Origin of the sequence: Streptomyces sp. NPDC048514, assembly GCF_043199955.1 — a bacterium.
In the GTDB taxonomy this organism is placed as follows: Bacteria; Actinomycetota; Actinomycetes; order Streptomycetales; family Streptomycetaceae; genus Streptomyces.
Genome location: NZ_JBICWT010000017.1, coordinates 125,483 through 139,097 on the forward strand (window position 1 = coordinate 125,483; position 13,615 = coordinate 139,097).

Here is a 13,615-nt window from a genome sequence, read left to right on the forward strand (position 1 = left end):
GCTGGCCTGCGCTGATGTGCGTCAACTCCCTGATGACGCAGGGGCGGTGGGGACGCTGACATCGAAGTACCGCGCGCCGGGAACTGCTTTCATGAGAGCTGTGAGGGTCCGTGCCTTGGCGCGGCCGTTCTCGCCGCTGCCCCATGCCACCGTGCGGCCACCCCTCAACTCCAGCGAGATTGCGTCGAAGGAGCGGACCCGGACGGTCCGGGTGTCCCGTGCCACGGCGGCGGGCAGGGCGCCGGCGACCCGGACCGCCTCGCGCACCAGCCGGTCGGTGCCGAAGCGCCGGAAGGCGGCCGCGCCCGAACCGGTGCGGGCGACGGACAGTTCCAGCATCGGGACGCCGATCGGCGCGCGCGGGACCGTGGCGAACCGGACACCTTCGTCGTCTACCTCGACGAAATCGGCGCCCTTGCGGATCAGCAGGGCAGGAGTGCGCTCGGTCACCTTCAGGCCGATGCCGTGCGGCCAGGCCCGGACCACGTCGACGGTGTGGATCCGCGGCAGCTTCCGGCGGAACCGGGCTTCGAGGGCATCGGTGTCGATGGAGACCATCGGCGCCCCGACGGGCACGGCCGCCGCCTCGCGCACCTGCGCAGGGGTCAGTACGAGCGTGCCCGAGACCGAGACGCGCTCGACGCGCAGCCAGTGGGAGCCGTACAACGCCCAAGCGCCACCGGCTCCGAGGAGCAGCAGGATCACGGCCAGGGCGACGATCGCGAGGAGGCGCCGTCTTGCGCGTCTGCGGGCGGGCGGCGGGCCGGACGACTCCTGCTGGCGTTCACCGCGCTCGGCGGTCGTCGGTCCGGCCACGCTCACTGCCCTTTCGTCATACGGTCCTAACGGCGCGAGGCGATCGCCTCGTACACCATGCCGACGAGGAGTTCGTCGGCGTCCCGGCGGCCGAACTCGCTTGCCGAGCGGGACATCTCGTACAGCCGGTGCGGGTCGGCGAGCACGGGCAGCACGTTCTGCTGCACCCACTCGGGCGTCAGCTCCGCGTCGTCGACGAGGAGTCCACCACCGGCCTTGACCACCGGCTGGGCGTTCAGCCGCTGCTCGCCGTTGCCGATGGGCAGCGGGACGTAGGCGGCCGGGAGCCCGACGGCGGAGAGTTCGGCGACGGTCATCGCGCCCGCGCGGCAGAGCATCAGGTCGGCCGCGGCGTACGCGAGGTCCATCCGGTCCAGGTAACTTACCGGGATGTAGGGGGGCATCCCCGGCATCTGCTGCACGTGCGGCAGTTCGTTCTTCGGTCCGACCGCGTGCAGGATCTGGATTCCGGCCTGCTGCAGCCACGGGGCGACCTGCTGGACCACCTCGTTGAGGCGGCGGGCGCCCTGGGAACCGCCGGAGACCAGCAGCGTGGGCAGGTTGGGGTCGAGCCCGAAGCGGGCGCGGGCCTCCGGGCGGGCGGCGGCCCGGTCCAGAGTGGCGATGGAGCGGCGCAGCGGGATGCCGATGTAGCGGGCGTCACGCAGCTTGCTGTCCGGGGTGGAGACGGCGACCCGTGCCGCGTACCGGGAGCCGATCTTGTTGGCCAGGCCCGGGCGGGCGTTGGCCTCGTGGATCACGATCGGCACCCCGAGGCGCTTGGCCGCCAGGTAGGCGGGCAGCGCGACGTAACCGCCGAAGCCGGCGACCGCGTCCGCCTTGGTGCGCTCCAGGATCTGCTCGGCGGCCTTGATGGTGCCGCGCAGCCGGCCCGGAACGGTGATCAGCTCGGGGGTGGGCCTGCGCGGCAGCGGCACCGCCGGAATCAGCGCCAGCTCGTAGCCGCGCTCGGGCACGAGCCGGGTCTCCAGACCGCGCTCCGTGCCCAGGGCCGTGATCCCCACGCTCGGGTCCTGCCTGCGCAGGGCGTCCGCGAGGGCGAGCGCGGGCTCGATGTGGCCGGCGGTCCCCCCACCGGCGAGTACGACATGCACCGAAATTCACCGCTCTCCGGACGAACGCGCCGCCGAGGCACGCCGTCTCATCGTGTTCCATCTCCGAGGCCCCCGCTCGGCACCGGGACCTCCCGCCCGCTTTCTACCAAAGCGAGGTTGCCGCACCGCAAGGGCCGCCCGCACAGCGGGCTCGTCGCGCGCGAAGGCGATGAGCAGCCCGATGGCGAACATGGTCGGCAGCAGCGCGGACCCTCCGTAGGAGAACAGCGGGAGGGGGACGCCGGCGATCGGCAGCAGGCCGAGCACCGCACCGATGTTGATCACCGCCTGGGCGGTGATCCAGGTGGTCACACCTCCCGCGGCATACCTCACGAAGGGGTCCTCCGTGCGTCCGGCCACGCGGATACCCGCATAGCCTAGAGCCGCGAACAGGGCGAGCACCGACAGTGTCCCCGCCAGGCCCAGTTCCTCGCCGGTGACGGCGAAGATGAAGTCGGTGTGGGCTTCTGGGAGTTGGCCCCATTTTTCCACACTCGCGCCGAGGCCGGAGCCGAAGAGTCCGCCGGAGGCGAGAGCGTAGATGCCGTGCACCGCCTGCCAGCAGTCGGCGACCCCGGACTTCGGCTCGGTGGCGCCGATGCAGGCGAGGCGGGCCATCCGGTTCGGGCTGGTCTTGATCAGGACCACACCGATCAGCGCGGCGACCGACAGTACCCCGGCGAACAGCCTGGTCGGCGCGCCCGCGAGCCACAGCAGGCCGAACAGGATCGCTGTGAGAATGATCGCGGTGCCCATGTCGCCGCCGAGCATGATCAGCCCGAGCAGCATGAAGGCGACCGGTACCAGCGGCACCAGCATGTGCTTCCACTGGGCGAGCAGCTTCCTCTCCTGCTTGCGGGCGATCAGGTCCGCGCCCCACAGCACCAGGGCCAGCTTGCCGAACTCGCTGGGCTGGATCTGGAAGGAGCCGCCGAGGGAGATCCAGTTCTGGTTGCCGTTGACCGCCATCCCTATCCCGGGCACCTGCACCAGGACCATCAGGAAGACGGCGCCGGCCAGGATCGGGTAGGCCAGCGCCCGGTGCAGCCTGACCGGCATCCGGGATGCGGCGAACAGCAGCGCACCGCCGATGAGCGCGGCGAGGGCCTGCTTGCGGAAGAAGTACGACCCGGGCAGCGAGAGCTGCAGCGCGGTGATCTGGGAGGCCGAGTAGACCATCACCAGGCCGAGCACGGTGATCAGTACGCTGCCGCCGACGATCAGGTAGTACGCGGTCAGCGGGCGGTCCCAGGCCCGCCGCGCGCGCAGACCGAGCCGCTGGAAGGGGTTCTCTCGCGGCAGGCGTGGGGTGGGAGGCCGTTTGACGGCCCGCTGGACCGGAGGACGACCTGTACGGCTACCGGGCATGACCGGCTCCTCCCGACCTCAGCCACATTCGAGTCACCCGTTCCTCCAAGGGTCCCGAAGCACCCTATGTGGCCGAGACCCGCCGTCAGGCGCCTGCTCCGAGTTCGCGGACCGCCGCCGCGAACGCGTCACCGCGCTGGTTGTAGTTGGTGAACATGTCCATGGAGGCGCAGGCCGGGGCCAGCAGCACCGTGTCGCCGGGCTGAGCGAGCCGCTTCGCTTCCGACACCGCCTGGAGCATCGCCCCAGTGTCGGTCCGGTCGAGGTCGACCACGGGTACTTCCGGGGCGTGTCGCGCCAGGGCCTCGCGGATGAGCGCCCGGTCGGCACCGATCAGCACGGCACCGCGAAGCCGCCCGGCCGACCTGGCGACCAGTTCGTCGAAGGTCGCGCCCTTCGCCAGGCCACCCGCAATCCATACGATCGGTTCATATGATGCCAACGATGCTTCAGCGGCGTGGGTGTTGGTCGCCTTGGAGTCGTCGATGTACGCGACCCCGTCGATGTCGGCGACGTGCGCGATGCGGTGCGCGTCGGGGCGGAAGGCCCTGAGGCCGTCGCGTACGGCCGTGGCGGGCACCCCGTAGGCGCGGGCGAGGGCCGCCGCGGCAAGGGCGTTGGCGATGTTGTGCGGGGCCGGCGGGTTCACGTCGGTGACCTCGGCCAGCTCCTGGGCGTTCTTGTGCCGGTCCTCGACGAAGGCGCGGTCCACGAGGATGCCCTCGACGACGCCGAGTTGGGAGGGAGCGGGCGTACCGAGGGTGAATCCGACGGCCCGGCAGCCCTCTTCCACGTCGGCGCCGCGCACCAGCTCCTCGGTGCGCTTGTCGGCCACGTTGTAGACGCAGGCGACCTGATTGCCCGCGTAGACACGGCCCTTGTCGGCGGCGTAGGCCTCCATGGAGCCGTGCCAGTCGAGGTGGTCCGGGGCGAGGTTCAGCACGACGGCCGAGTGGGCGCGCAGCGAGGGCGCCCAGTGGAGCTGGTAGCTGGACAGCTCCACGGCGAGTACGTCGAGATCGCGGTACTCCTGCTCGCCGAGGACGGCGTCCAGCAGGGAGACGCCGATGTTGCCGACGGCGGCCGTGCGCAGGCCCGCCGCCGTCAGGATGGAGGCGAGCATCTGCACGGTCGTGGTCTTGCCGTTGGTGCCCGTCACGGCCAGCCAGGGGGCCGCGCCGGGTCCCCTGAGCCGCCAGGCCAGCTCCACGTCGCCCCAGACGGGCACACCCGCCTCACCCGCCGCCAGGAACAGCGGCTTGTCCGGCTGCCAGCCGGGCGCGGTGACGATCAGCTCGGTGCCCTCGGGCAGGGTGGCCCCGTCGCCGAGGCGCACGGTGACGCCGAGCGCCCGGAGCTCCTCGGCCTGCTCACGCGCGCGTGCGTCGTCGCCGTCGTTGACGACCGTGACGATCGCCCCGCGCGCGTGCAGGGCCTTGGCCGCCGGCACACCGGAGACGCCGAGCCCGGCGACGGTGACGTGGCGGCCCCGGAAGTCGAAGGGCTCCGAGCTGGAGGTCACTTGTCCGCTGCCCATCCCGCGTAGAAGAGGCCCAGTCCGACGATCACACAGATTCCCTGGATGATCCAGAAGCGGACCACCACCAGGACCTCGGACCAGCCCTTGAGTTCGAAGTGGTGCTGGAGTGGTGCCATCCGGAAGACCCGCCTGCCGGTGAGCCGGAACGAGCCGACCTGGATGACGACCGACATGGTGATGAGGACGAACAGACCGCCCATGATGGCCACCAGCAGCTCCGTGCGGGAGAGGATGGCCAGGCCGGTGAGGACACCGCCGAGGGCGAGCGAACCGGTGTCGCCCATGAAGATCTTGGCGGGCGAGGTGTTCCACCACAGGAAGCCGAGGCAGGCTCCCATCAGCGCGGAGGCGACCACGGCGAGGTCCAGCGGGTCGCGCACCTCGTAGCAGGCGCCCGGGTTGGTCAGGGTGCCCGCGTTGGCGCAGGACTCCTGGAACTGCCAGACGCCGATGAAGGTGTAGGCGCCGAAGACGAGGACGGAGGCGCCGGTGGCCAGACCGTCCAGACCATCGGTCAGGTTCACGCCGTTCGACATCGCGAGGATCATGAACAGCGCCCAGACGACGAACAGCACCGGGCCGATCGACCAGCCGAAGTCGGTGATGAACGACAGCTTCGTGGACGCAGGGGTGTTGCCGCGCGCGTCGGAGAACATCAGGGACAGCACCGCGAAGGCGATGCCGACGATCAGCTGGCCGGCCATCTTCGCCTTGGCGCGCAGGCCCAGCGAGCGCCGCTTGACGATCTTGATGTAGTCGTCGAGGAAGCCGACCAGGCCCATGCCGGCCATCAGGCCGAGGACCAGCAGGCCGGAGTAGGTCGGGGGGTAGCCGGTGATGAGCTTGCTCAGGAAGTACGCCGCGATCGTCGCCAGGATGAAGGCGATACCACCCATGGTCGGCGTACCGCGCTTGCTGGCGTGCTCGCGCGGGCCGTCGTCACGGATGTACTGGCCGTAGCCCTTGCGGGCGAGAAGCTTGATCAGCAGCGGGGTGCCGACCAGCGTCAGGAAGAGGCCAATGACTCCTGAGAACAGGATCTGCTTCATCATCGGGCGGCAACCTCACCCTCGGCACCGGTCTCGACGAGCGCCTGGGCAACGCTCTCGAGCCCCACCGAACGGGACGCCTTCACGAGCACGACGTCCCCCGGGCGCAACTCGCTGCGCAACAGGTCGATCGCCGCCTGTGCGTCGGACACGTGCACCGACTCCTCACCCCACGAACCCTCGTTATATGCGCCCAGTTGCAGCCAGGAGGCCTCAATCCCCCCGACCGCGACGAGCTTGCTGACGTTGAGCCGGACGGCGAGCCGTCCGACGGCGTCGTGCTCGGCGAGCGCCTCGTCCCCCAGCTCGGCCATCTTGCCGAGCACCGCCCACGTGCGGCGCCCCTTGCCCATCGCCGCGAGCGCCTTGAGGGCGGCCCGCGTGGACTCGGGGTTGGCGTTGTAGGCGTCGTTGACGATGGTCACGCCGTCCGGGCGCTCGGTGACCTCCATGCGCCAGCGGGAGAGGGAGCCCGCCTCGGAGAGCGCGGTGGCGATCTCTTCCGCGGACATGCCCAGCTCATGGGCGACGGCGGCCGCGGCGAGCGCGTTCGACACGTGGTGCTCACCGTACAGGCGCATGGTCACATCGCTTGCACCGGAGGGTGTGTGAAGTCTGAAGGCGGGCTGTCCGGTGTCCGTGAGTCGCACGTTCTCGGCGCGTACGTCCGCTTCGGCCGACTCTCCGAAAAGGACCACCTTCGCCTTGGTACGGGAGGCCATGGCGCGGACCAGCGGGTCGTCGGCGTTGAGGACGGCCGTCCCGTCCTCGGGCAGGGCCTCCACCAGTTCGCCCTTGGCCTGGGCGATCTGCTCGCGACCGCCGAACTCTCCGATGTGGGCGGTGCCGACGTTCAGGACGAGTCCGACCTTCGGCGGGGTGAGGCCGGTGAGGTAGCGGATGTGGCCGATGCCGCGGGCGCCCATCTCCAGCACGAGGAACTTCGTCTCCTCGGTGGCGGCCAGGGCGGTCAGCGGCAGCCCGATCTCGTTGTTGAGCGAGCCGGGGGTGTAGATGGTCGGCGCCGCGCGCTGGAGCACCTGCGCGATGAGGTCCTTGGTGCTGGTCTTGCCGGCCGAGCCGGTCAGGGCGACGAGGGTCGCGCCGAGCCGGCGCACGACGTGCCGGGCGAGGGCGCCGAGGGCGGTCTGCACGTCCTCGACCACGATCGCGGGCACGCCGACCGGGCGGGACGCCAGTACGGCGACCGCTCCCGCCTCGACGACCTGCGGTGCGTAGGTGTGGCCGTCCACGCGCTCACCGACGAAGGCGGCGAACAGGCTGCCGGGCACCACCTCACGGGAGTCCCGGACGACCGGTCCCGTGACCTGGACGGACGGATCCGGTATGTCGTGCGTCTGCCCGCCGACGACTGCTGCGATCTCGGCGAGGGAGAGGGCGATCACAAGTTCATCCCTGGGTCTTCTGGATAGCTTCGCGAAGCACCTGGCGGTCGTCGAAGGGACGGATCACGCCGGCGATGTCCTGGCCCTGCTCATGACCCTTGCCCGCGACCAGCACGGTGTCACCGGCCTGGGCACGGCCCACGGCGGCGGCGATGGCGGCGGCCCGCTCCTCGAAGAGGAGCACCTCGCCGCGTTCGTGCGCGGGCACGGAGGCCGCGCCCTGGAGCATGGTCGCGAGGATCGCGAGGGGGTCCTCGGAACGGGGGTTGTCCGATGTCAGTACGGCCGTGTCGGAGAGCCGGGCCGCGGCGGCGCCCATCGCGGCGCGCTTGGTCCGGTCGCGGTCACCGCCGCAGCCGAGGACGATGTGCAGGCGCCCCTTGGTCACCTTGCGCAGCGCCTTGAGCACCGACTCGACCGCGTCGGTCTTGTGGGCGTAGTCGACGACCGCCAGGTAGGGCTGCCCGGCGTCGATGCGCTCCAGCCGTCCGGGCACGCCCGGTACGGCGGCGATGCCGTCGGCGGCGGCCTGCGGGTCGAGGCCGGCCGCGGCGAGGGCGACCACGGCGGCGAGGGTGTTCGCCACGTTGAAGGGGCCGGCCAGCGGCGACCTGGCGTGCACGCGCTCGCCGTTCGGGCCGAGGACGGTGAACGTCGAGTCCATGGGACCGACCTGGACGTCCTCGGCGCGCCAGTCGGCGTCGGGGTGGCCCTCGGCGGAGAAGGTGACGACCGGCACGCTCGCCTCGGCGGCGAGCCGGCGGCCGTACTCGTCGTCGGCGTTGACCACGCCGAGCCTGCTGCGCTCCGGCGTGAACAGCTGCGCCTTGGCCCGGAAGTAGTCCTCCATGTCGGAGTGGAACTCCATGTGCTCCGGGCTCAGGTTCGTGAAGACGGCGATGTCGAAGACGCAGCCGTCGACCCGGCCGAGGACCAGGGCGTGGCTGGAGACCTCCATGGCGACCGCCTCGACACCGCGTTCGCGCATGACGGCGAACAGGGCCTGCAGGTCGGTGGCCTCGGGGGTGGTGCGCTCGGACTTGATGCGCTCCTCGCCGATGCGCATCTCCACCGTGCCGACCAGGCCGGTGGAGCGTGCCGTCTTCAGGCCGCCCTCGACGAGGTAGGCGGTGGTGGTCTTGCCGGAGGTGCCGGTGATGCCGATCTGGAGCAGGTCGCGGCCGGGCCGGCCGTAGATGGTCGCCGCGAGTTCACCCATCACCGCGCGCGGGGCGTCCACGACCAGGACGGGCAGGCCGGTCGCGGCGGCGCGCTCGGCGCCCGCCGGATCGGTGAGCACGGCGGTCGCGCCGAGGCTCGCGGCCTGGGTGACGAAGTCGGCGCCGTGCAGGCGGGCGCCCGGCAGGGCGGCGTACAGGTCACCGGGGCGGACGGCGCGCGAGTCGTGGGTGATCCCCGTGATCGCTGCGGAGCCGGCCGGAGCCGCGGCACCCAGCTGATCGGCCAGTTCCGCGAGGGGTGTGGCGGAGACCTGGGCCGGTCGCGGCGGTCCCGGATATGTCACGGAAGCGCCCTTCTGGGTGGTTTGGGACTGATCAGCGTGTGGCACGGCGGTGAGCGTACCGGGCGCACCCGCTCCGGGGCGAAGCGAGGGGTTGGCGGCGCCGTGGTTCCCGGGGTCCGGGGTGATCGTTGTCACGAGTTCGTCCTGGGGGTCTTGCCGCTGTGCTGAGCGGTGCTGATCAGGGCTTGTAGGTCACGGGCAGGTTGGCGGCCTTCGCCCCGGTGGGTGGGACCTGAAGGGTCTTCAGGGCGAACTCCATCACCTGCTTGTAGATCGGGCCGCAGATCTGACCGCCGAAGTAGCTGCCGGAGGTCGCGTTCTGGATGGCGCAGTAGACGGTGATGCGGGGGTTGTCCGCGGGGGCGAAGCCGGCGAACGACGAGGTGTAGCCGCGGTACCTGCCGGTGGCCGGATCCACACGGTTGGCCGTGCCGGTCTTGCCCGCGACCCGGTACCCCGGGATCCGTGCCTTGATGCCGGTGCCCTGCTCGTCGTCCACGACGGACTCCAGCATCTGGGCCACCGCCTTGGCGGTCTTCGCGCTGACGACGCGCCTTTCCTCGGGTTTCGGAGCCGGGGCGAAGCGCCCGTCCGCGCCCTTGGCGCCGCGCACCAGCGACGGCTCGACCCGGACCCCGCCGTTGGCGATGGTCGAGTACACGGAGGCCGCCTGCATGGCGTTGATGGAGAAGCCCTGGCCGAACGGGATCGTGTACTGCTGCGAGGTGGACCATTTCTGCGGCGGCGCGAGGATGCCGCGGGTCTCGCCGGGGAAGCCGAGGCCGGTGTAGCCGCCGATGCCGAACCTGCGCAGGTACGAGTAGAGGACCTTGTTGGCCGCCGGCTGCGTCTTGCCGAGTTCGCCGGTGGCCAGGATGGTGCCGATGTTGCTGGACTTGGCGAGCACGCCGTTGAGCGTGAGGTACCAGGTGGCGTGGTCGATGTCGTCCTGGAAAAGCCGGTCGCCCCGGTGCAGCCGGTTGGGTACGACGACGCGGGTGAGCGGGGTGGCCACCTTCTGCTCCAGCACGGCCGCCATGGACATCACCTTCGCCGTGGAGCCGGGCTCGTAGGCGTCCTGGAGGGCCGCGTTGCCCATGGCGTCGCCGTCGGCCTTCGACAGGTCGTTCGGATCGAAGCCGGGCGAGTTGGCCATGGCCAGGATCTGGCCGGTGCGGGTGTCCTGGACGACGACGTAGCCGCGGTCCGCCCTGGACTTCCTCACCTGCTCGCTGATCGCGTTCTGCGCGGCCCACTGGATGTCGCGGTCGATGGTGAGTTCGATGTCCGAGCCGGGCACGGCGGGTGTCTCCGTGGAGCCCGCCGTCGGCACCTGCCGGCCGCCGGACTGGGCGTAGCGGACCTTGCCGTCCTTGCCGGCGAGCTGCTTGTCCAGCGCCTGCTCGATGCCGCCGCCGCCCTGGCCGTCGGCGTTGACCCAGCCCAGTATTCCGGCGGCGAGGTCGCCGTTGGGGTACACGCGCTGGCTGCTGGGGTCGGCGAAGACACCGGAGAGGACGTTGACGGTGGTGTGGTCCGTCTCGGACTTCTTGGTGAGCGCGCTCTTGAGGTCCTTGATCTGCTTCCAGACCTGCGGGGTCTGCCGGTTGGCGAGACGCGCGTAGCGGGAGTTCCTGTTCTCCGGCCGGAGCTTCTTGACCAGGGCGGCCTGGTCCTGGCCGAGGATCGGCGCGAGCAGCGCGGCGGCCTGCTCGGGGCCGTTGGCGATCTTCAGCTGCTTGGCGCTGAACATCGTCGGGTCGGCCGTGATGTCGTACGCGTCCTCGCTGATCGCGAGGGCCACGCCGTTGCGGTCGGTGATCCCGCCGCGCGCGGCGGCCAGCGTGTGCACCACGTAGCGGTTCTGCTCCGCCCGTGCCGCGTAGGCGCTCGCGTCGACGGCCTGGACCTGCAGCAGCCGCACGACGAAGGCGAGGAGCACCAGGGTCAGGGCGAGGCTGACCAGGCGCAGCCGGGGCCGGGGGCTGCCGAGCCGCAGGGGGCGCGGGGGCATGGGCCGGGCGCCGGCCGGGCGGCGGGCGGGCCGGGCGCCGGGCCCGGGCTGCCGCCGGACGGCACCGCGCGGCCGGGGAGGCTTCGCAGGGCCGGGTACCCGGCGGCGCGGCGGTTCCCTGTCGGACACTTCCGTCACCTGCCGGGGGTCGGGGTGGAGGCTGGCTGGAGGGTGGTGAGGGCCGGGGCGGGCGGCGCGGCCGGGGCGGCCGCGGGGCTGCCCTGGGGCGGGGCGGGCGCCGCGCCGGGACCCGGGACGGCTGCCGGGCCCGGGACCCCTGCGGGGCCGGCGGCCGGGGGCAGGGCCTCGGGGGCGACCGGAGCGGTGAGGGCGGCCGCCTCCTCGGGAGCGGCGGCGCTGGGAACGCCCATGACCCTGCCGTCGGGGCCGAGGAAGGCCGGGTCGCCGCCGGGGACCATACCGAGGGCGCGGGCACGGCGCTGCAGGGCGTCGGGGGCCGAGTAGGCGTCGATGTCCCGCTGGAGGGCCTGTTCCTGGTCGGTGAGGCTCTTGGTCCGCTTCTGCAGGTCGGCGAGTTTGAACGAGCCCTCGCTCAGCGCCGAGTTCAGCACCAGCAGCCCGATCAGGCCACCGCCCAGGAGGAGGACGACGAGCAGGACGAAGGGAGTGCGGGCCGCCTTGGCGCGGCCGGCCGGGAAGAGCCGGGCGAGCTGGGCCGCCCTCCCCCTCAGCGCGGGTTTCGCCTTCGGCTTGGGCTCGCGTTTCGCTTTCGCCTTGGATTCGCCCGTCCTGCCCAGTTCGGGATTCCTACTCACCACTCCCCCAGTGAGTTGGGGAAACCAATCGACCCGTCTCACTCACTCGGCGTCCTCCCTGATGCGTTCGGCACCCCGCAACCGGGCCGGTGCGGCCCGGCGGTTCTCGGCGACCTCTTCCTCGGTGGGAAGTTCGGCACCACGGGTGAGCAGCTTGAGTCTCGGCTGGTAGCGCTCGGGCACGACCGGCAGTCCGGGCGGCGCCGTGGACGTGGCTCCGGCCGCGAACACCTGCTTGACCAGGCGGTCCTCGAGCGAGTGGTACGACAGCACGGCCACGCGTCCGCCGACGGCGAGTGCCCTGACGGCGGCGGGGATCGCCCGCTCCAGGACGGACAGTTCGCCGTTGACCTCGATGCGCAGCGCCTGGAAGGTGCGCTTGGCCGGGTTGCCACCGGTGCGCTTGGCGGCCTGCGGCAGCGCGTCCCGGATCAGCTCCACGAGCCGGGCGCTGTTGTCGAACGGCTCCTTCTCCCGCTCGCGGACGATCGCGGAGACGATCCGCTTGGCCTGCTTCTCCTCGCCGTACGCGCGCAGGATGCGCACGAGTTCCCCGGCGGGGTAGGTGTTGAGGACCTCGGCGGCGCTGATGCCGGTCGTCTGGTCCATGCGCATGTCCAGGGGGGCGTCCTGGGCGTAGGCGAAGCCGCGTCCGGCCTCGTCGAGCTGCATGGAGGAGACGCCGAGGTCGAACAGCACGCCCTGCACGCGCGGGATGCCGAGCCGGGCGAGGACGTCGGGCAGCTCGTCGTAGACGGCGTGCACCAGGGTGGCGCGGTCCTGGTGGGCCGCCAGCCGCTCGCCGGACAGGCGCAGCGCCTCCTTGTCCCGGTCGAGGCCGATCAGCCGCGCCTCGGGGAACCGGCTCAGCAGTGCTTCGCTGTGGCCGCCGAGGCCGAGGGTGCAGTCGACGACCACCGCTCCCGGCCGCTCCAGGGCGGGCGCCAGCAGGTCCAGGCACCGCTGGAGCATCACCGGGACGTGTCGACTCTGGCTCAAGGGGGCCTCTCAGTTCCGGCGGGCCGTACGCACCGCCGGGCCCCCGCCCGCTCGTGAACGAAGGGCCTGCCGGCGCCGGAAGCGTCAGCCGACCGGGAGCGGGGAGAAGGCCGAGTCGTGCGTACGCGCCGCGCACGCGGGGAGACGGCCCGGACGGGTGCCGGGGCCTCCAGGGGTTTCACCAGCAGGAAGAGCCACGCCTCCCGCTTCGCGTCACTTTAGTCCACCCTGTCTCGCGGTCAATCAACCGGCCTGCGCGTCGCGCGGCCCCGCAGGGCCGGAGCCGCGATTCGGTCGATTCACCCGTCCGGCCCCCATTCGCCCCCCGTGTGGGGTACCTCACAACAACCCGCGATGACGTTCTTTGTCCGCTCTCACAGCAGGCCGGGGTGTCACGTGACCAGTAACGTCGTCGGCATGACGACTTCTGCGGCAGTACCCACTGGATCCGAAGACGCCATAGCGTCCGGCGGCACTGTGACGGACCGTCTCGTGGAGGCGAACCGGCGTTACACCGAGGCCTTCACCGACCCCGGCATGGACGCCCGTCCGGTCCTCCATGTGGCCGTCGTCGCCTGTATGGACGCCCGGCTGGACCTGCACAAGGCGCTCGGCCTCCAGCTCGGCGACTGCCACACGATCCGCAACGCCGGCGGTGTGGTCACCGACGACGTCATCCGCTCCCTGACCATCAGCCAGCGCAAGCTCGGCACGCGCAGCGTCGTGCTCATCCACCACACCGGCTGCGGTCTCGAGGCCCTCACCGAGGACTTCCGCACCGACCTGGAGATGGAGGTCGGCCAGCGTCCGGCGTGGGCGGTGGAGTCCTTCCGGGACGTCGACCAGGACGTGCGGCAGTCCATGCAGCGGGTGCGCACCTCGCCGTTCCTGCTGCACACCGACGACGTGCGCGGCTTCGTCTTCGACGTGCGCACCGGTCTGCTGCGCGAGGTCGACCCGGCCTGACCGGCGCGCCGGTCGGCACTCCCGAGCGGAACCGCCCTCGC

At 71.5% G+C, this 13,615-nt stretch carries 11 protein-coding genes; 1 reads left to right on the plus strand and 10 read right to left on the minus strand.

Annotated elements, in window-relative coordinates:
• Positions 1-21: 21 nt before the first annotated feature.
• The 10 genes from ACGFT2_RS32500 to rsmH form a co-directional block, all read right to left on the minus strand.
• A complete protein-coding gene (locus tag ACGFT2_RS32500) occupies positions 22-816 on the minus strand; it encodes a cell division protein FtsQ/DivIB (RefSeq protein ID WP_393285428.1) in 795 nt (264 codons plus the stop codon).
• A gap of 26 nt (positions 817-842) precedes the next feature.
• Positions 843-1,931, minus strand: a complete 1,089-nt coding sequence (murG, locus tag ACGFT2_RS32505; RefSeq protein ID WP_393285430.1) for an undecaprenyldiphospho-muramoylpentapeptide beta-N-acetylglucosaminyltransferase — start codon at positions 1,929-1,931, stop codon at positions 843-845.
• A gap of 6 nt (positions 1,932-1,937) precedes the next feature.
• Positions 1,938-3,299 (minus strand): putative lipid II flippase FtsW, encoded by a 1,362-nt coding sequence (gene ftsW, locus ACGFT2_RS32510; RefSeq protein ID WP_393285432.1) that lies wholly within the window; start codon positions 3,297-3,299, stop codon positions 1,938-1,940.
• An 85-nt stretch (positions 3,300-3,384) separates the two neighbouring features.
• Entirely contained in the window at positions 3,385-4,836 is a 1,452-nt protein-coding gene (murD, locus tag ACGFT2_RS32515; RefSeq protein ID WP_393285434.1) for a UDP-N-acetylmuramoyl-L-alanine--D-glutamate ligase, read from the minus strand.
• Positions 4,818-5,888 carry a phospho-N-acetylmuramoyl-pentapeptide-transferase gene (gene mraY / locus ACGFT2_RS32520; protein WP_393285624.1) on the minus strand — a complete coding sequence of 357 codons (1,071 nt, stop codon included), beginning with the start codon at positions 5,886-5,888 and terminating at the stop codon, positions 4,818-4,820. The genes murD and mraY overlap by 19 nt, the downstream gene beginning before the upstream one ends.
• Positions 5,888-7,294 (minus strand): UDP-N-acetylmuramoyl-tripeptide--D-alanyl-D-alanine ligase, encoded by a 1,407-nt coding sequence (gene murF / locus ACGFT2_RS32525; RefSeq protein ID WP_393285437.1) that lies wholly within the window; start codon positions 7,292-7,294, stop codon positions 5,888-5,890. Before murF ends, mraY begins: the two co-directional genes overlap by 1 nt.
• A gap of 4 nt (positions 7,295-7,298) precedes the next feature.
• Complete coding sequence (locus ACGFT2_RS32530) at positions 7,299-8,954, minus strand: UDP-N-acetylmuramoyl-L-alanyl-D-glutamate--2,6-diaminopimelate ligase (RefSeq protein WP_393285440.1); 1,656 nt, start codon at positions 8,952-8,954, stop codon at positions 7,299-7,301.
• Between the two features lie 43 nt (positions 8,955-8,997).
• Positions 8,998-10,962 (minus strand): penicillin-binding transpeptidase domain-containing protein, encoded by a 1,965-nt coding sequence (locus ACGFT2_RS32535; RefSeq protein ID WP_393285442.1) that lies wholly within the window; start codon positions 10,960-10,962, stop codon positions 8,998-9,000.
• Between the two features lie 5 nt (positions 10,963-10,967).
• Positions 10,968-11,591, minus strand: coding sequence for a septum formation initiator family protein (locus ACGFT2_RS32540; protein ID WP_393285626.1), 624 nt, complete (start codon positions 11,589-11,591; stop codon positions 10,968-10,970).
• 60 nt (positions 11,592-11,651) lie between these two features.
• Positions 11,652-12,608, minus strand: coding sequence for a 16S rRNA (cytosine(1402)-N(4))-methyltransferase RsmH (rsmH, locus tag ACGFT2_RS32545; RefSeq protein WP_393285445.1), 957 nt, complete (start codon positions 12,606-12,608; stop codon positions 11,652-11,654).
• A gap of 354 nt (positions 12,609-12,962) precedes the next feature.
• On the opposite strand from rsmH, the gene ACGFT2_RS32550 reads away from it, so the two are divergent.
• Positions 12,963-13,574 carry a beta-class carbonic anhydrase gene (locus ACGFT2_RS32550; protein ID WP_393285448.1) on the plus strand — a complete coding sequence of 204 codons (612 nt, stop codon included), beginning with the start codon at positions 12,963-12,965 and terminating at the stop codon, positions 13,572-13,574.
• The last annotated feature ends 41 nt before the right edge of the window (positions 13,575-13,615 follow it).